Annotated in this window: 14 protein-coding genes and 1 pseudogene; 11 read left to right on the forward strand and 4 right to left on the reverse strand. The window is 65.0% G+C overall.

Features of this window, described 5'->3' with window-relative positions:
- The 3 genes from VKP01_RS02240 to VKP01_RS02250 form a co-directional block, all read right to left on the reverse strand.
- On the reverse strand, window positions 1-494 hold a 494-nt coding region (locus VKP01_RS02240), incomplete at its 3' end, for a MarC family protein (protein WP_324410008.1).
- A 297-nt stretch (window positions 495-791) separates the two neighbouring features.
- Window positions 792-1,583: a glycerophosphodiester phosphodiesterase family protein gene (locus tag VKP01_RS02245; RefSeq protein WP_324410009.1), complete on the reverse strand. Its 792-nt coding sequence runs from the start codon at window positions 1,581-1,583 to the stop codon at window positions 792-794.
- Between the two features lie 77 nt (window positions 1,584-1,660).
- Window positions 1,661-3,286 (reverse strand): AAA family ATPase, encoded by a 1,626-nt coding sequence (locus tag VKP01_RS02250; RefSeq protein ID WP_324410010.1) that lies wholly within the window; start codon window positions 3,284-3,286, stop codon window positions 1,661-1,663.
- A 302-nt stretch (window positions 3,287-3,588) separates the two neighbouring features.
- Here VKP01_RS02250 and VKP01_RS02255 point away from each other — a divergent pair, with 302 nt between their 5' ends.
- The 3 genes from VKP01_RS02255 to VKP01_RS02265 all read left to right on the forward strand — a co-directional run bounded on the left by VKP01_RS02255 (window position 3,589) and on the right by VKP01_RS02265 (window position 7,116).
- Window positions 3,589-4,572 carry a metal ABC transporter solute-binding protein, Zn/Mn family gene (locus VKP01_RS02255; RefSeq protein WP_324410011.1) on the forward strand — a complete coding sequence of 328 codons (984 nt, stop codon included), beginning with the start codon at window positions 3,589-3,591 and terminating at the stop codon, window positions 4,570-4,572.
- A gap of 190 nt (window positions 4,573-4,762) precedes the next feature.
- Entirely contained in the window at window positions 4,763-5,953 is a 1,191-nt protein-coding gene (locus tag VKP01_RS02260; protein WP_324410012.1) for a metal ABC transporter permease, read from the forward strand.
- Window positions 5,950-7,116, forward strand: coding sequence for a metal ABC transporter permease (locus tag VKP01_RS02265; RefSeq protein ID WP_324410013.1), 1,167 nt, complete (start codon window positions 5,950-5,952; stop codon window positions 7,114-7,116). Before VKP01_RS02260 ends, VKP01_RS02265 begins: the two co-directional genes overlap by 4 nt.
- Here VKP01_RS02265 and VKP01_RS02270 read toward each other — a convergent pair.
- Window positions 7,098-8,597 carry a phosphomannomutase/phosphoglucomutase gene (locus tag VKP01_RS02270; RefSeq protein WP_324410020.1) on the reverse strand — a complete coding sequence of 500 codons (1,500 nt, stop codon included), beginning with the start codon at window positions 8,595-8,597 and terminating at the stop codon, window positions 7,098-7,100. The two genes, VKP01_RS02265 and VKP01_RS02270, sit on opposite strands and share 19 nt — an antisense overlap.
- Before the next feature lie 251 nt (window positions 8,598-8,848).
- Between VKP01_RS02270 and miaB the strand changes: the two genes are divergently transcribed.
- From miaB to trmB, 8 genes and pseudogenes are all read left to right on the forward strand, one after another.
- Complete coding sequence (gene miaB / locus VKP01_RS02275; RefSeq protein WP_324410014.1) at window positions 8,849-10,240, forward strand: tRNA (N6-isopentenyl adenosine(37)-C2)-methylthiotransferase MiaB; 1,392 nt, start codon at window positions 8,849-8,851, stop codon at window positions 10,238-10,240.
- Window positions 10,241-10,380: 140 nt separating this feature from the next.
- Window positions 10,381-11,403, forward strand: a complete 1,023-nt coding sequence (locus VKP01_RS02280) for a PhoH family protein (RefSeq protein WP_324410021.1) — start codon at window positions 10,381-10,383, stop codon at window positions 11,401-11,403.
- The gene (gene ybeY / locus VKP01_RS02285) at window positions 11,400-11,897 is read left to right on the forward strand and encodes an rRNA maturation RNase YbeY (RefSeq protein ID WP_324410015.1); all 498 of its coding nucleotides are present in this window, start codon (window positions 11,400-11,402) and stop codon (window positions 11,895-11,897) included. The genes VKP01_RS02280 and ybeY overlap by 4 nt, the downstream gene beginning before the upstream one ends.
- 252 nt (window positions 11,898-12,149) lie before the next feature.
- Window positions 12,150-13,142: pseudogene (locus VKP01_RS02290) on the forward strand (hemolysin family protein); the annotation flags it as partial.
- A 191-nt stretch (window positions 13,143-13,333) separates the two neighbouring features.
- Window positions 13,334-14,965 carry an apolipoprotein N-acyltransferase gene (gene lnt / locus VKP01_RS02295; RefSeq protein ID WP_324410016.1) on the forward strand — a complete coding sequence of 544 codons (1,632 nt, stop codon included), beginning with the start codon at window positions 13,334-13,336 and terminating at the stop codon, window positions 14,963-14,965.
- A gap of 17 nt (window positions 14,966-14,982) precedes the next feature.
- On the forward strand, window positions 14,983-15,420 hold the full coding sequence (locus tag VKP01_RS02300) for a helix-turn-helix transcriptional regulator (protein ID WP_324410017.1): 438 nt from the start codon (window positions 14,983-14,985) through the stop codon (window positions 15,418-15,420).
- Between the two features lie 162 nt (window positions 15,421-15,582).
- On the forward strand, window positions 15,583-16,752 hold the full coding sequence (gene metK / locus VKP01_RS02305) for a methionine adenosyltransferase (RefSeq protein WP_324410018.1): 1,170 nt from the start codon (window positions 15,583-15,585) through the stop codon (window positions 16,750-16,752).
- A gap of 11 nt (window positions 16,753-16,763) precedes the next feature.
- Window positions 16,764-17,474 (forward strand): tRNA (guanine(46)-N(7))-methyltransferase TrmB, encoded by a 711-nt coding sequence (trmB, locus tag VKP01_RS02310; RefSeq protein WP_324410019.1) that lies wholly within the window; start codon window positions 16,764-16,766, stop codon window positions 17,472-17,474.
- Window positions 17,475-17,477: the final 3 nt, after the last annotated feature.

Raw genomic sequence — 17,477 nt, forward strand, 5'->3', positions numbered from 1 at the left:
GTGCCGAAGCAGATCGCGACACCGAGCGTGATGACACCGGCGAGCCCCAGCGCATTGGGCAGATCGCCCTGCACCCGGCCCGCGAGCAGGATCGTCGCCGTAATCGCACCGGGCCCCGCCAGCAGCGGGATGGCCAGCGGAAAGGCGGCAAGATGCTTTTCGGCATCCGGCTGATTGGCACCCCGTACCGCCGTGCGCTGCTTGCGTTTCGCGCGCAGTTCGAAGGTCATTTCGAAAGCGATGTAGAAAAGCAGCAATCCGCCGGCGATGCGGAAGGCCGGCAGGCCAATGCCCAGCGCATCAAGCAGGAACTGCCCACCGAGACCGAAAAAGGTGAGGATCGCCAGCGCGATCAGGCAGGCCCGCGCCGCGATCCGCCGCCGCTGCCCCGCATCCATCCCCGCCGTCAGCGAGATGAAGATCGGGGCGAGGCCGAGCGGATCGAGCGTGACCAGCATGGTGACGAGCGCCGTCCAGAGAAATCCGAAATCCAAGGCGCGCGCCTCCTCGTCAGCTGCCGTCGATCACGGCGACCATAGCGCCGCCCTCCCGATGGGGAAACCTGCCTGCAGCCTGCCCGTCTTCTCCACCTTGGAGCGCGCGACCTGACGGAGTCAGGCCGGGCGCTCCAGGTGTTTGTTCGACGCATCATTTTTTCCGTCAGCCGGCATCCACCTGACGGAATGATGCTCTGGAGCGCGCAACCTGACGGAGTCAGGCCGGGCGCTCCAGGTGTTTGTTCGACGCATCATTTTTTCCGTCAGCCGGCATCCACCTGACGGAATGATGCTCTAAGCCCTGAATCCCTCGAAGACGATCTGGTCGGCATGGGCGCGCACATCCGCTGCCTGATCGGGGGTGCGTACGGTCCAGGCCAGGATCGGCATGCCGCGAAGATGACGGCAGAGAAATGGCGCGGCATGGGGCAGATCAGTCGCCTTCCAAGAGACGAAATCAGGCCGGGTTTCTTCGAAATGGAGGAGATGGCCGCGCGCAAGACAGCCGTCGCGCGTCGTATTCGTGCCGTCCGGCGGCCCGCTACCGGCGGCATCCGCCACGATGCCGCGCAGGATATGCGGCGCGTCCCGGCGCAGCCATGCCACGATCTGCGGATCGAAGGACTTCACGCAGACGGGCCCGGCATAATCGCCCAGGATTTCGAGGCAGCGCCGGGTGAGCGCGGGATTGCCGTCGAACCGGCTCTTGATCTCGATGACGAGAGGAACCCGCCCGGCGACGAGGGTGAGGAAATCAGCCAGGCGCGGGATTCGCCCCGCAGCTTGCGCATGCTGCAGGCTCAGGGTGTCGAGCGCATCGGCGCGCAGCGCGCAGAATGCGCCGGCCCGTCCGGTGAGGCGTGCGAGATCGTGATCATGGAAGACGAAAGCCTCGCCATCCGACGAATCCTGCACGTCGCATTCGATCGCGTACCCGCCGTCAATCGCGGCGCGGGCGGCATCCAGGCTGTTTTCGATCACACCGGTACTGCAATCATGCAGGCCGCGATGGGCGATCGGTCGCATCGTGAGCCATGACGAGTTGGCCAACGGCGGGAGAGGGTATTGCAAAGGTGACAACATCATCAAGCATCCTCTCGGCAGACGAACGGCATAGAGATGGCAGGCCGGGAAGGGCGGGTGCGTTCTTTCATGGCCGCCACTCAGTTCCGGTCCCTGGGGAAGGATGGCGATGCGGCGTCCCGCCCGAGCGTATCAGTCATCGCCTTCACCTGAGCCGTGATTCCGGCCTGCCCCTCTCCGGCGGGGGAAAGCCGATCCCAGTCGAGCGGGCCGGTGCCGGTGGCAATCTGGGTCTCCAGGACGGCACGCGTTGCGTCGGAGGCAGTCTTGCCCCGCCCAGCGATTCGCGCCTCCAGAGCGGCGGCATCGACATCGAGCCAGAATCCGTGAAACGGGCATCCGGCGTTTCGCGCGATGGCGGCAGCGGCGTCGCGATCTTCCGGGCGGGCATGAACGGCTTCCAGTATGACGCTGCCGCCCCCCGACAGAACGCTTGCAGCGCGTGCGCGCATTTCGGCATAGACCGCCTGCGAGGCCTCCTTCGTATAGGCCTGCGGGCCCAGCGGCGTTTCAGGAGAAACCCCGTGCAGGTGCTTGCGCAGCCGGTCGCTTTCGAGGATGCGCGCGCCGGGCGGCGGCCCGATCAGCGGAGAGAGCGCCTCGGCGATGGTGGTCTTGCCCGAGCCGCTGAACCCGCCCAGCGCCACGAGGCGCGCAGGGGCGGGGTCGAGCAGCTCGCCGGCGAGGGTGAGATAGCGCTGCATCTGCCGGGCGAGGGCGGGATCGTCATCCCCCTCCGCGATCTGCGTCGCGGCGACGATGGCGCGGATCGAGGCGCGCAGGCTCATGAAGAGCGGCAGAAGCGCGTAACCCGCATCATCGCGACTGCGATCGACATAACGGTTTGCCACATGGGCCGCGGCCCGGGCGAGCCCGGGATCGTCTGCGGCCCGCGCACGCAGATCCATCAGCAGGAAAGCGAGATCGTAGAGCGTGTCGGTGGTGGCGATGGTCTCGTTGAATTCGATGCAGTCGAAGAGCTGCGGGCGCCCCTCGTGCAGGCAGATATTGCGCAGATGCAAGTCACCATGACAGCGGCGGATCTTGCCGGCGCCGGCGCGGGCATCGAGCAGGTTTGCGTGGCGTGCGCATTCCGCCTCCTGCCGCCGCAACAGATCGGCGACCGTCTCGCGCGATAGCGCCGGGAGATCGGCCATGCTGCTCGCATTGAGGGCGACCACATCGGCAAGGCGCTGCACCCCATGCGGATCGGCGACGGGTTCGGCCTCTTCGTGGAACGCGCAGATCGCATCAGCGAGGACATCGAGCAGCCCGGTGCTCAGCTCGCCGCGCGTGGCGAGCCTGTCGAACAGCCCCTCCTCGTCGAAGCGGTGCATCTCCACCATGGCATCGACCAGGGCGCCCACGCCATCGATGGCGAAGCTGCCGTCATCCTCGCGGGTGATGCGCCGCACCGCCCGATAGAGCTGCGGCGCGGTGCGCCGGTTGAGGCGCAGCTCCGACTCGCAGGCGTCGAGACGCAATTGCGGCGTCGAGAAATCGGCATAGGGCAGGCGCAGGGCGCGCTTGAGCTTGAAGGCGCGCGTACCGCTGAGCAGGATGGTCGAGATATGCGTGTCACGCTGCTGCGGGGGCGCGCCGTCCTCTGCTTCGAGCCGGGTTCGCAGAAAAGCGCGAACCGCATGCTGGGTCTTTTCCTGCGCGGCGATCGCCGCGCCGGGATCGGTCTCGTTGCTCTCACTCATGCGTTCTCCTGCCCTCCCCCTGTCGTCGGCCCGGGCTCGCGGAAGCCCCGGCCTCCAGGAGCCTTGGTCATGCGACGGTTATCGCATCTGAGCCGACGGTGGACCATCCGGGCTGATGCGTGCGCGATATCGTCGCAGAATCGATCTTCTGCATTGATCTACTTGCAAATGATTTGCAAGTGCATTAAATCCTGTTTCATTCGTATTTGGCGCGATGTGATGCGCGCCCGTGAACCCGGAGCCCCGGCCTGATGATCAGACAGAGTCTCGAAATGACACGCACTGCCCGCAGGATTATGCCGATGCGCAGCGTCCCCTTGCTCGCCACCCTTGCCCTCGCCACCACCTTCGTTGCGCCGCAGCCTGCGGCAGCGCAAAACGAGCCCCTCCGGGTTCTCACAACGGTCGAGATGATCGCCGATGTGGGGCGCAACATTGCCGGCAGTTGCGCCGAGGTCGAAGCACTGCTCGGCCCCGGCGTCGATCCGCATGACTATATCGCCACCGCCTCCGACGTGGCGCAACTCGGCGCGGCCGATCTCATTCTCTACGTGGATTTCGCCCTCGAGGAACAGCTCGCCGCGGTCTTGGAGCGCCTCTCCGCGCGCCTGCCCACGATCGGCGTTCTCGCCGCTGCAATCGGTCCGGCTGACCTCCTCGACGACCCTGCGGAAGCGGGCCAGGCCGATCCGCATGTCTGGATGGATGCGAGCCTTTGGGCGCGGATCGCACCGGTGATCGGTGATGCGATCATCGAACAGCGCCCCGCTTGCGCCGAAGCGATCAACGCACGCGTCGATGCCTATACGGTTCAGTTGCAAGCACTCTACGACTGGGCGGGCGAGAGCATCGCCACCATCCCGCAGGGACAGCGCCGTCTTGTCACCGCCCATGACGCGTTCGAGTATTTCGCCAGCGCCTACGGCATGGAGGCAAGCGAGGCCATCGAAGGAATTTCGACCGCGTCGGAAGCGAGTATCGGCGACATCCGGGAAGTGGCCGATTACGTTATCGACAACAATGTCGCAGCCGTTTTCGTCGAGACCACCATATCTCCGCGCACGATCGAAGCGCTGGTTCAGGAGGTGCGTGCGCGTGGTAGCCGAATCGAGATCGGCGGCGCGCTCTATTCCGATGCGATGGGTGAGCGGGGAACCGTCGGTGGGACCTATATCGGCATGATCTACGAAAACGCCATGCTGATCACGCAGGCCCTCGGCGGCACGCCGGCGCCACTGCCTGAAGCTCTGGCGGACTGGGCGCGGGAATGGAATATCGCGCAATGAGCCGGGTTTGCCGGTAGTATCGGCGGGGCGCCTCTCCTGATCCGGCCGGTATCCGGCCGCCGCTGCAGCTTGCCAGCGCCGCTGCGGCGGCCTAACACTTTGAAGTGACGAGATTGAACGTCGAAAACGCTGAAAAACCTTACGGAAGGGCCTGCGCGCGGCCCGTTTCGACGCCGCATCGGACAAGATCATGACGAGTCTGGTCGACCTCCTGCAAAGCAGCATCGTGCAGACCGTCGCGCTCGGCGCGGCGATCCTCGGCCTCGTCAGCGGTGTTCTGGGCTGCTTTGCCGTGCTTCGTCGCCAGAGTCTCATGGGAGACACGCTCAGCCATGCGGCGCTGCCTGGCGTCTGTCTCGGTTTCATCATCGCGGGTACCCGTGACCTTGGAGCGATCCTCGCCGGCGCCTTCATCGTCGGCGCGCTGGCCGCACTGACGGTGATGCTGATCATACGCCGCACGAGACTGAAGACCGATGCCGCGCTCGGCGTCGTGCTCAGCGTCTATTTTGCGGTCGGCATCATGCTCCTGACCTGGCTCCAGGGGCGGCCCGGAACCGGCCAGGCGGGACTGTCGAGCTTTCTCTTCGGCCAGGCGGCGGCGATCCTGCGTGAGGATCTGTGGCTGATGGGCGGGATCACCCTGGTCGCCCTGGCGCTGGTGATGGCCTTGTGGAAGGAGTTCAAGCTCGTCTCCTTCGATCCCGATTATGCCCGCGCCCAGGGTTTTCCGGTGGTCGCGCTCGAAGCTGCACTCACGGTAATGGTGGCGATCGCCATCGTGGTCGGTCTGCAACTCGTCGGCGTGATCCTGATGGTGGCGATGCTGATTGCACCCGCCGCCGCCGCGCGACAATGGGCGCGCAGCCTCGGCGGCATGGTCGTGCTCGCCGCCGTCTTCGGCATGATATCGGGGGTGAGCGGCGCCCTGATCAGCGCCTCGGCGCGCGGCCTCGCCACGGGGCCGCTGGTGGTGCTGATCGCCAGCGTGATCGTGCTGATCTCGATCCTGCTGGCACCAAGGCGCGGACTGGTGCGACGCTGGCGCGATGCACGCCGCCAGCGCCGCGAACTCGCGGCACGGCGGGTGCTGATGTCGGTCCACGGGCTCGCACAAGCGCATGGCAACCGCGATTACAAGGCGGAAGCCGGCATGCTCGACACACTGCACGGTGCCTCCACCCGCCACGCTCTCGACGAACTCGCGCGCGAAGGGCTGCTGCGGGAAGTCACCCATGCGCCCGAGACCAGCCCCCACTGGCAGCTCACCGAGGCGGGACATGCCCGCGCCCAAGGGAATCTGGGTATGCCGTACGAGGCCGGACAGACAATCAATGCAGACGCCCGTACGCCGCAGGAGACTGCGGAGACGAAGCCATGATCGCCGCCTTCTTCGAGAGCATTCCGGCGATGATCATGCTGACCGGCGTGCTGGTCGGCGCCGCCTCCTCCCTGATCGGCGTGTTTCTGGTGTTGCGCGGCTCGGCCATGCTCACCGATGCGATCAGCCATGCCATCGTCTTCGGTATCGTCGTGGTCTGGCTCGCCACAAGCCATCTCACCGGCCCGGTCCAGCTGATCGGGGCGGGTCTTGCCGGATTGCTGACGGTGGCGCTCTCAGAAGCGCTGGCGCGCTCGCGGCTGGTCAAGATGGATACCGCTATCGGGCTCGTCTTTCCCGCGCTCTTTGCCGCCGGCGTCCTGCTCATTACCCTGTTTGCCCGCGACGTGCATCTCGACACCCAGACCGTGCTTCTGGGGGAGATCGCCTTTGTCTGGATGAATACGGTACCCGTCCTCGGGGTAGAGGTACCTGTGACGGTGCTGAGCCTCGCGGCGGTTTTCGCGGCCAATCTCGGTTTCGTCGTGCTGTTGTGGAAGGAATTGAAGATCGCGATCTTCGATCCGGCTCTGGCCGCCGCGCTCGGGTTCGCGCCCGGGGTAATCTTCTATGCGCTGCTCGGCCTGACCAGCGTTACCGCCGTAGCGGCCTTTGATGCGGTTGGCGCCATTCTCTTCGTGGCTTTCGTGATCACGCCCCCGGCCACCGCCGTGTTGCTGACCCGCCGGCTGGTGCGGATGGTGGTGCTGGCGGTGGCGATGTCCGTGGCATCATGCGTGCTGGGATATTTCCTCGCGCTTTCCCTCGACGTCTCGATCGGCGGCTCGATGGCGGCGATGACCGGGGTGTTCTTCGCCCTGGCGCTGCTGTTTTCGCCACATCAGGGTCTGATCGCGCAGGGCGTCCGGCGCAGGCAGCAGAAGCTCGATCATGATTGCGTCACCCTTGTGGTACATCTCCACACCCATGAGGATACCCCCGTCATGGCGCGCGAGAATACCGCACAGGCGCTGACCGAGCATCTGCAATGGGGCCCGAAGCGGGCACGCGCCGTGATCCTGCGCGCCCTCGATCGCGACCTGATCGCCCGCGATGCCACCCTGCTCCGGCTGACGCCGAAGGGCGCCGCAATGGGTGCCGCCCTGGCCGATCCGGCTGCGCGCCGGGTCGAGGCGGGCGGGCCTCACAGCGACTGGTTATAGGTGCCGACTTCCGGGTTCTCGCGCAGGATCGCATCGACGCCCCTGAACATGGCGCGCATGCGCTCCTCCGAGACGGGGCTTTCCACTACCACGACCAGTTCCGGCTTGTTGGAGGAGGCGCGCACCAGCCCCCAGGTGCCGTCCTGCGCCACCACGCGTACCCCATTCACCGTGACGAGCTCCCGAATCGGCTGGCCGGCCACCGCTTCGCCGGCCTCGTGCATCGCCTTGAAACGGGCGGTGACGCGATCGACCACGGCGTATTTCTCCTCATCAGCGCATTTCGGCGCCATGGTGGGTGAGCCCCAGGTCTGCGGAATGGCGCGGTAGAGCTCGGCCATCGTCTTCTGCGGATTGCGATCGAGCATCTGCGCCACGTGGATGGCGGTGAGGATGCCGTCATCATAGCCGCGCCCGACGGGATCGTTGAAGAAGAAATGCCCCGATTTCTCGAAGCCGGCCAGCGCGCCGAGCTCATTGACACGGCGCTTGATATAGGAATGCCCCGTCTTCCAGTAATCTGCCGTGACACCGTTCTCGATCAGCACCGGATCATCCTTGAAAAGCCCGGTGGATTTCACATCGACCACGAAAGTGGCGTTCGGATAGAGCTTCGAGAGATCACGCGCGAGCATGACGCCGATTTTATCGGCGAAGATCTCCTTGCCTTCATTGTCGACAACGCCGCAGCGATCGCCATCCCCGTCGAAGCCAAGCCCGACATCCGCGCCGGTCTCGCGCACCTTGTCGGCCAGCGCGTGCAGCATCTTCATGTCTTCCGGATTCGGATTGTAATGCGGAAAGGTGTGATCGAGCTCGCAGTCGAGCGGGATCACCTCGCAGCCGATCGCCTCGAGCGCACGCGGCGCGAAGGCGCCCGCCGTGCCGTTACCGCAGGCCGCGACCACCTTGAGCTTGCGCTCGATCGTGACATTGTGCGTCAGATCATCGAGATAACGCTCGGCGAAATCCTCGACGAAGGCGTAGGCGCCGCCCTCGCGCAAGACGAATTCTCCCGACAGGACAATATCGCGAAGCCGCCCCATTTCCTCGGGTCCGAAGGTCATCGGGCGGTTGGCGCCCATCTTCACCCCGGTCCAGCCATTGTCGTTATGCGAGGCGGTGACCATCGCGACGCAGGGGCAATCCAGCGCGAACTGGCCGTAATAGGTCATCGGCGAGAGCGCGAGCCCGACATCCTTGACCCGCACACCCGCCGCCATCAGGCCGGAAATCAGCGCATATTTGATCGCCGAGGAATAGCCGCGGAAATCATGGCCGGTCACGAGATCAGGACGCACGCCCATCTCATGGATCAGCGTGCCGAGCCCCGCGCCCAGCGCCTGCACGCCCATGAGATTGATCTCTTTCTCGAACAGCCAGCGCGCGTCATATTCACGAAAGCCGGTCGCCTTCACCAGAGGCAGGGATTCGTAGTCGTAGGTGTTGGGCGAAAGAGCGGCATGCGGCTTGGGGATCATGGGGACAGCCTCGTTATTGCGCATCGGAATCTGCGGGTCCGGCTTCCAGCAATAGCCCATTCCGGGGCGCTTTGGAAACGCTGCGAAGGCGGAGATCGAGGCCAGCGGCGCGGCCGTTTCCACGATCCGCGCACACAAGGCACAAAAACGCCACCGCACGCTATTCTCTTATGGCGCGAAAACGCGTAAACAGGGGGCGAAATCCCGGCCCTGCCGGATCCGGTTCATTGCGAAGCCAGCGGTTGCAGCGCTTGAAAAAAGTATTCGTCAAATCCTACGGTTGCCAGATGAACGTCTACGATTCCGAGCGCATGGCCGATGCGCTCGCCGTGGACGGCTATGAGCAGACCGATTCCGCAGAAAATGCCGATCTCGTCGTGCTCAATACCTGTCATATCCGCGAGAAGGCGGCGGATAAGGTGTATTCCGAGCTCGGGCGGATGCACACGCTCAAACAGCGCCGGGCCGAAGAGGGCCAGGAGACGAGAGTCGTCGTCGCCGGCTGCGTCGCCCAGGCCGAGGGTGAGGAGATCCTGCGCCGGGCCAAGGTCGTCGATGTCGTGGTCGGCCCGCAGGCCTATCACCGCCTGCCCGCCATGGTGCGCGCGGCGGAGAAAGGGCGCGTCATCGATACCGATTTCCCGGAAGACGACAAATTCGCGCATCTGCCGAAGCTTGAACGCAAGCGCGTGCGCAGCCGCGGCGTCTCCGCCTTCCTCACCATCCAGGAAGGCTGCGACAAGTTCTGCGCCTTCTGCGTCGTGCCCTATACACGCGGCGCGGAGGTCTCGCGTCCCGTGGCAAAGGTGCTCGACGAGGCCCGCGCGCTCGCCGATGCGGGGGTGCGCGAGATCACGCTGATCGGCCAGAACGTCAACGCCTATCACGGCGCGGGGCCGGACGGGCGCGAGTGGGGGCTCGGACAGCTGTTGCATGCCGTGGCCGGAATCGAGGGCGTGGCGCGCATCCGCTACACGACGAGCCATCCCAACGACATGGACGATGCGCTGATCGAAGCCCATCGCGACCTGCCGCAGCTGATGCCCTATCTGCACCTGCCCGTGCAGGCCGGCTCCGACCGTATCCTCAAGGCGATGAACCGCAAGCATTCGGGTGATGCCTATCGCCGCATCATCGACAAGGTGCGCGATGCGCGCCCCGATATCGCGCTCTCCTCCGATTTCATCGTCGGCTTTCCCGGCGAGAGCGATGCGGATTTCGAGGACACTATGCAGCTCGTCGCCGATATCGGCTTTGCCTCCGCCTTCTCCTTCAAATATTCCACCCGCCCCGGCACACCGGCAGCGGATGATACCGCGCAGATCGCGGAGGCTGTGAAGGCCGAGCGGCTGGCGCGGCTGCAGGCGCTTCTGGAAGAGCAGCGCCAGGCCTTCAATCGCGGCACGGTAGGCAAGGTCGTCGAGGTCCTGCTCGAAAAGCCCGGTCGTCATCCCGGCCAGCTCGGCGGCAAATCGCCCTATCTGCAGGCGGTGCATCTCGATGGCGCGGGGCTGTCCGTCGGTGATATCGTACCAGTGCGGATCACGGCGCAATCCAGCAATTCGCTCCAGGGTGAGGCCCTGCCCGGCCCAGCCGGAGAGACGAACACGCCGGGAGACAGGGCGGCGGCGGATGTGGCATGATGATGCGTGCCGCGCGATATCGCGAGAAGGAGTGATGCGCATTGCCCGACAGTGACGGTCGCCAGCAGGACAAGCCGCCCGGTGCGGCGGCAGGCGCGCAGCTTCCGGCGGAAGCCGGCTCCCATCCCGGCGTCGACGAGATGGCGCAGATCACGCTGACTTTCGAGGATAATCGCCTCGCGAGTCTGGTCTTCGGTCATTATGATCAGAACCTCGCCCATATGGAGCGCCGGCTCGACATTCTGGCCAATGCCAACGGCAATTGCGTCGTCGTGCGCGGTAGTCCGGAAGCCTCCGAACAGGCACGGCGCGTGCTCGAATCGCTCTATGACCGCGTCTCGCACGGCGACACCGTAACACTCGGCGATATCGATGGGGCCATTCAGGAAACCGCCTTTCAGGGCACCCTGTTTCCCGCCCCCGAAAAAGGGGCCGAGACGCCCGGCAGCGGCAGCTTCGAGGGGATCAGCACGCGCCGGCGCGGCTTCGTCAAGGCGCGCAATGCGGCGCAGAACGCCTATCTGCGCGCCCTGCGCAAGAACGAACTCGTCTTCGCCGACGGCCCGGCGGGAACCGGCAAGACCTGGCTCGCCGTGGGCTGGGCCGTGTCGCTGCTGGAAAGCGGGCAGGTCGACAAGCTGATCATCACCCGTCCAGCGGTGGAAGCCGGCGAGCGGCTCGGCTTCCTGCCCGGCGACATGCGCGAGAAGGTCGATCCGTATCTGCGCCCGATCTATGACGCGCTCTATGATTTCATGGAGGCGCGCCATGTCGAGCGCAGCCTGACCACCGGCATGATCGAGATCGCGCCGCTCGCCTTCATGCGCGGGCGCACGCTGACAAATGCGGTGGTCTTGCTGGACGAGGCACAAAACACCACCTCCATGCAGATGAAGATGTTTCTCACCCGTCTCGGCGAAGGCTCGCGCATGATCATCAACGGTGATCCGAGCCAGATCGACCTGCCGCCGGGCCAGCGCTCGGGGCTGATCGAATCGCTGCGTGTGCTGACCGGGATCGAGGGTATCGGTCGGGTGACCTTCGCGGAAGGCGATGTGGTGCGCCATGATCTGGTGCGCCGTATCGTGGCCGCCTATGACGCAGCCGCGGCCAGCGACGGCGTCACCGCCGGACGGGTCAGAAAAGAGGATGCAACGCCGTGATCGCGCTCGATATCAGCGTGGAAGCACCGGGCTGGGAGGCGATTCCCGATCTGGAGGATCTGTGCCGGCAAGCCGTCTCGGCGGCGCTCGCGGAAGCCGGCGCGGATGTCGCGGCGGGTGACGGCATCATGCTCAGCCTGCTGTTTACCGACGATACGGCAATCGCTCTGCTCAACCGCGACTGGCGCGACCAGGACAAGCCGACCAACGTGCTCTCCTTCCCCGCCGCGCCGGGGATCAATCCGCTCGGCCCCGAGCCACTCGGCGATATCGCCCTCGCCTATGAGACCTGCGCCCGCGAGGCGGAGGAAGAGGGCAAGACGCTCGCCGCCCATGCGGCGCATCTCATCGTGCACGGCGTGTTGCACTGTATGGGTGACGATCACGAGGATGATGCACAAGCCGAGGCGATGGAAGCGCGCGAAACCGCCGCTCTGGCCCGGATGGGCATTGCCGATCCTTATATGGAGCGCGCCACCGGGCGCGATGACTGACGCACCATGAACGACGACGGACGAAGTCTGCAGGAAGATCACGAGCCCGCGAACGAAGGCAATCCGGACGAGGCGGTCAGGCGCGCGCCGGAAACCGGTCGTGACGGGGCGCAGGCTGCGGGACGCGCAAAAATCGGGGAAACGAAGAACCAGTCCCCCGATGGCCCGGCATCCGATGCCGTTGCCCCGACGCGAAATCGCAAAAGCGTGGCACACGCGGAAACGGCGGATCCCGCTACCCTGACGGCGGATATGCAGGATGCGGATTCCGCCGATCCGGAAGCCCGTGAGCCCTGGCTCGACCGGTTTCTGAACCGGCTCGGCCTGCGCGCGCGCGAATCGATCCGCACCGATCTAGAGGATGTACTCGCCTCCACCGCCGAGAGCGAGGGCTTCTCGGCCCAGGAGCGCGCCATGCTGCGCAACGTGCTGGGATTCCATTCCACGCGCGTGCGCGATGCGATGGTGCCGCGCGCGGACATCATCGCCGTACCGGCGGATACGGCCCTGGGGGAATTGCTGCGTATCTTCCGCAGCGCCGGTCATTCCCGCCTGCCTGTCTATGGCGAGACCCTGGATGATCCCAAGGGGATGATCCATATCCGCGATTTTCTGGAATATCTCGTCGCCAAGGCCGAGAACGGCAACGGGCGCCGTCGGCGCGGCAAGGCGCCACAGCCCCTCTCCCTCGACCATATCGATCTCACCACCCCGCTGTCGGCCACGCGTATCCTGCGCCCGGTCCTGTTCGTGCCTCCCTCCATGCCGGCCGTGGAATTGCTGGTGCGGATGCAGACGACGCGCACCCATATGGCGCTCGTCATCGACGAATATGGCGGAACCGACGGGCTGGCCTCGATCGAGGATCTGGTCGAACTGATCGTGGGTGACATCGAGGACGAACACGACCTCGCCTCCGCCGCAATGATCGAGCAGGACGGCCCCTATACCTGGCTCGCCGATGCACGTGCCGATCTTGAGGAGGCCTCACAGGTGCTCGGCGTCGACCTCACCGGCGACGATCTGGCAGAGGATGTCGATACGCTGGGCGGGCTGATAGTGACCTTGGCGGGACGCGTACCGGCGCGCAGCGAGCTCATCGCCGGGCCGGAAGGGCTGGAATTCGAAATTCTCGACGCTGATCCGCGCCGGCTCAAGCGCGTGAAGGTGCATCGGCGCGACCCGCGTGCCAAAATCGCCGCGCCGCGCGTGACGACACGCAGCAGCGGTGCTAAGCAACCGGAAGAGGCAACGGGTCCAGGTGATTCGCCGGCACCCGTCCCCGGAGACGGCGCCATGGCGAAAGACAACACGACAGAGAGGCAGGACGGGATGCTACCGGGGCCGAAAGCGGCAGATCCCGAAATCTCTGCCAAACCTACAGGCGATTCGCGACAAGTGACCGGCACCCCGGGTCAGCGGTGAGTGGCCCAAACATGATCATCGAAAAGTTGCAAGCCCTCGCCCACTGGATCATTCTCAGTTGGGGCTGGCGGCGTGCGGCATTGGCCATGGCGGCAGGCGCGATCGCGGCGCTGGCCATGCCGCCATTCGGCTTTTTCCCGGCCCTTATCGTCTCGCTCGTGATCGCGACCTGGCTGATCGACGGCGCAGGCGGTGCGGGTGCAGGCAGGCGGCTCGGCACCTTGCGGGCAGCGGCGAGTGCTGGCTGGTTCTGGGGATTCGGCTATTGTCTCGCCGGGTTGTGGTGGCTCGGGGCGGCTTTCCTCGTCGAGGCGGAGCGCTTCGCCTGGGCGCTGCCGCTGGGCGTGATCGGCCTGCCCGCCGCCCTCGCCTTCTTCTATGCTTTCGGCTTCCTCGCCGCCCGACTGGTCTGGAGCGCGGGGCCCTGGCGTATTCTCGCGCTTGCTTTCGGGCTCGGCCTCGCGGAATGGCTGCGCGGGCATCTCTTCACCGGGTTTCCGTGGAACAGCCTCGGCATGGCGCTCGGCCAGCAGCTCTGGCCCATGCAGGTCGCGGCCCTGATCGGCCTGTGGGGCATGACCGTGCTCGCGGTCGCGATCGCCGCCGCCCCCGCGACCATCGCCACGGCCCCGCGCCCGGCGGGGCGATGGGTTCCGGCGGGCGCGGCACTCGTCGCGATGATCGCCGTCACCGGTTATGGTGCCATGCGGGTGCCTGCGAGCCCGAGCCCTCTCGTCGCCGGCGTGCAATTGCGCATCATGCAGCCGAATCTGCCCCAGGACGAGAAGTTCAACCCGGCCAATCGCGAAGAGATCATGGAGCGCTATCTGCGCCTCTCCGACCGGGCCACCTCCCCGCAGACATCCGGCGTGGCCGACGTCACACATCTGATCTGGCCTGAATCGGCCTTTCCGTTCCTGCTCCACAACGATCGCCGGGCGCTCGCCCAGATCGCGGCGCTGCTGCCGTCCGACGTGACATTGATCACGGGCGCGGCGCGGGCCGAGGAGCGGCTGCGCAGTGACGGGTATGACTTCTTCAATTCCATCCATGTCGTGGCCGGAGACGGCAGCATCCGCGCCACCTACGACAAGGTGCATCTCGTCCCCTTTGGTGAATATCTTCCGGCCATCTTCGACGGCAGCTTGCGGGCACTCGGTCTGCGCGAATTCATCCAGCTCCCGGGCGGCTTCACGGCGGCAACGCGCCGGCGTATGCTGGAAGCGCCCGGGCTGCCGCCCATCGCAGCAGGTATCTGCTACGAGGCGATTTTTCCCGGCGCGGTACGGCCTGTGGACGAATCCGAAAGCCGGCCTGCGGGGATGCTTCTGAACGTCACCAACGATGCCTGGTTCGGTGATACGCCGGGACCGCGTCAGCATTTCGCGCAGGCAAGACTACGTGCCGTAGAAGAAGGCCTGCCCCTGGTCCGCGCAGCCAACAGTGGTATTTCCGCCGTGATCGACCCATACGGGCGAATACTGTCATCACTCGACGTGAATATCGCGGGTGTCATCGATTCGGGCCTGCCTGAACGGGGTACACCAACCATTTTTGCAGAATTCGGCAATGGCATTTTTTGGTTGCAGTTACTATTGTGCCTTCTCGCATCGCTGACCGCGCGTCGCATCGCGGGCACATAGGTCTGGGGGACAGGCAGGTGAAGAAAAATCCGAATCCGATCGACATCCATGTCGGCAGCCGCGTACGCATGCGCCGGATGATGGTCGGGATGAGCCAGGAAAAGCTCGGAGAGGCGCTCGGGCTGACATTCCAGCAGATCCAGAAATACGAAAAGGGCGCCAATCGAATCGGCGCGAGCCGGCTGCACCAGATCGCCTCCGCGCTGGGTGTACAGATCGAATTCTTCTATGAAGGCGCGCCGAATCCGGAAGGGGAACTGGCCGGCGGATTCGCCGAGGACCCCAATCCGCCCTACATGACGGATTTCCTTTCGACCTCGGACGGGCTGCAGCTGATGCGCGCTTTCGTGCGTGTGCGCGACAGTCGTGTGCGCAAGAGAATCGTCGATCTCGTGGAAGCATTGGCGGAGGCCGATGACGAAACCGCGAAAAACCCTGTCGATCAGCCGGTTTGAGCTGACCCTGGCCGGATGGCGGCGTTCTTTATTCCGAACGAATTCGGTTTGTCACCTTGACCTTCCGCTAAAGCGATGGCAAAAGCCCGTCGATCTCATGATTTCGACGGGCACATTTCGGTGCGCCCCAGGTTCATACCAATCAGAAAGGGTGGGTTGATCGTGGCTCGTTCCAGCTATCTCTTCACCAGTGAATCCGTTTCCGAAGGACATCCGGACAAGGTCTGTGACCGCATTTCCGATACCGTCGTCGATGCCTATCTCGCGGCGATGCCGGAAGCGCGTGTGGCGTGCGAAACCCTGACCACGACCAACAAGGTCGTGATCGCGGGTGAGGTGCGCGGTCCCGAGCACATCACGGCGGATTACGTCTCGCATCTCGCGCGCATGGCCATCAAGGATATCGGCTATGAGCAGGACGGCTTCCATTGGGCCAATTGCGATATCGACGTGCTGCTGCATGCGCAGTCGGCGCATATCGCCCAGGGTGTCGATTCCAACGACGGCAAGGAAGAAGGTGCCGGCGACCAGGGCATCATGTTCGGCTATGCCTGTGACGAGACCGAGGAGCTGATGCCGGCTCCGATCGACTTCTCGCACAAGATCCTCAAGGCCATGGCCGATGCCCGCAAGAGCGGCGAATCCAACCTGCTCGGTCCGGATTCCAAGAGCCAGGTCACGATCCGCTACGAAAACGGCAAGCCCGTCGGTGTGACCCAGATCGTCGTCTCGACCCAGCATCTCGACGAGAAGTTGACCTCGCACGACATCCGCTCCATCGTCGAACCGTACGTGCACCAGGCGCTTCCTGCGGGCTGGATCGGCAAGGACTGCATCTGGCACGTCAATCCGACCGGCGCCTTCGTGATCGGCGGCCCTGACGGTGATGCCGGCCTCACCGGTCGCAAGATCATCGTCGACACCTATGGCGGTGCGGCTCCGCATGGCGGCGGCGCGTTCTCCGGCAAGGATCCCACCAAGGTCGACCGTTCGGCGGCTTACGCCGCGCGCTACCTCGCCAAGAACGTGGTGGCGGCGGGTCTCGCCAAGCGCTGCACCATCCAGCTCTCCTACGCCATCGGCGTGGCCAAGCCGCTCTCGATCTATGCCGATCTGCACGGCACGGGTCAGGTTGACGAAGCCAAGCTCGAAGCGGTTCTGATGGAAGCGGTGGACCTGTCCCCGCGCGGCATCCGCACCAGGCTGGAACTCAACCGCCCGATCTATGCCCGTACCGCAGCCTACGGCCATTTCGGTCGTGCCCCCGAAGCCGATGGCGGCTTCTCCTGGGAGCGCACCGATCTCGCCGACACGCTGAAATCGGCTTTCTGATCGACCCGGCCATGAGCGCTCCATCCTCCGACGCGCAGGCCCCGGCGGCTTCCTTCTTTGGTCGCCGCAAGGGCAAGCGCCTGCGCGCCGGGCAGCAGGAGCGACTGGAAACATTGTTGCCGCGCCTGATGTTGCCGCGCGGCGACACCTCCCTGTCCCGCGAGGATCTCGCGGGATTTTTTGGTTTCATACCTGAAGAGCTGGTGCTGGAAATCGGTTTCGGCGGCGGCGAGCACCTGGCCCATCGCGCCGGGGAAGCGCCGCAGACGGGTTTCATCGGCTGCGAGCCATTCATCAACGGCATGGTGAAGCTGCTCGGCGAGATCGCAACACACGACCTGCACAATATCCGTCTGTGGGACGCGGATGCCGGGCTGTTGTTGCCACGTCTTCCCGAAGCCGCGTTTTCGCGGATCTATCTGCTCTATCCCGATCCCTGGCCGAAGCGCCGCACGCGAAAGCGGCGGTTCGTTTCAAAGAACAACCTGGACGCGATCGCCCGCCTGCTCCAGCCGGGGGGGACGTTCCATTTTGCCTCCGATATCGACGATTATGTCGGCTGGACGCTCGCGCGTGCCGCACAGGAGCCGCGCCTGCGCTGGCTTGCGCACGGCCCCGATGATTGGCGCGAGCCCTATAGCGGCTGGCCGGGAACCCGCTACGAAGCAAAGGCGATCCGGGAGGGGCGGCGCCCCTCCTATCTCACATTTGCAAGGGTTTGATAT

Source organism: Saliniramus sp., assembly GCF_035311605.1.
Lineage (GTDB): Bacteria > Pseudomonadota > Alphaproteobacteria > Rhizobiales > Beijerinckiaceae > Saliniramus.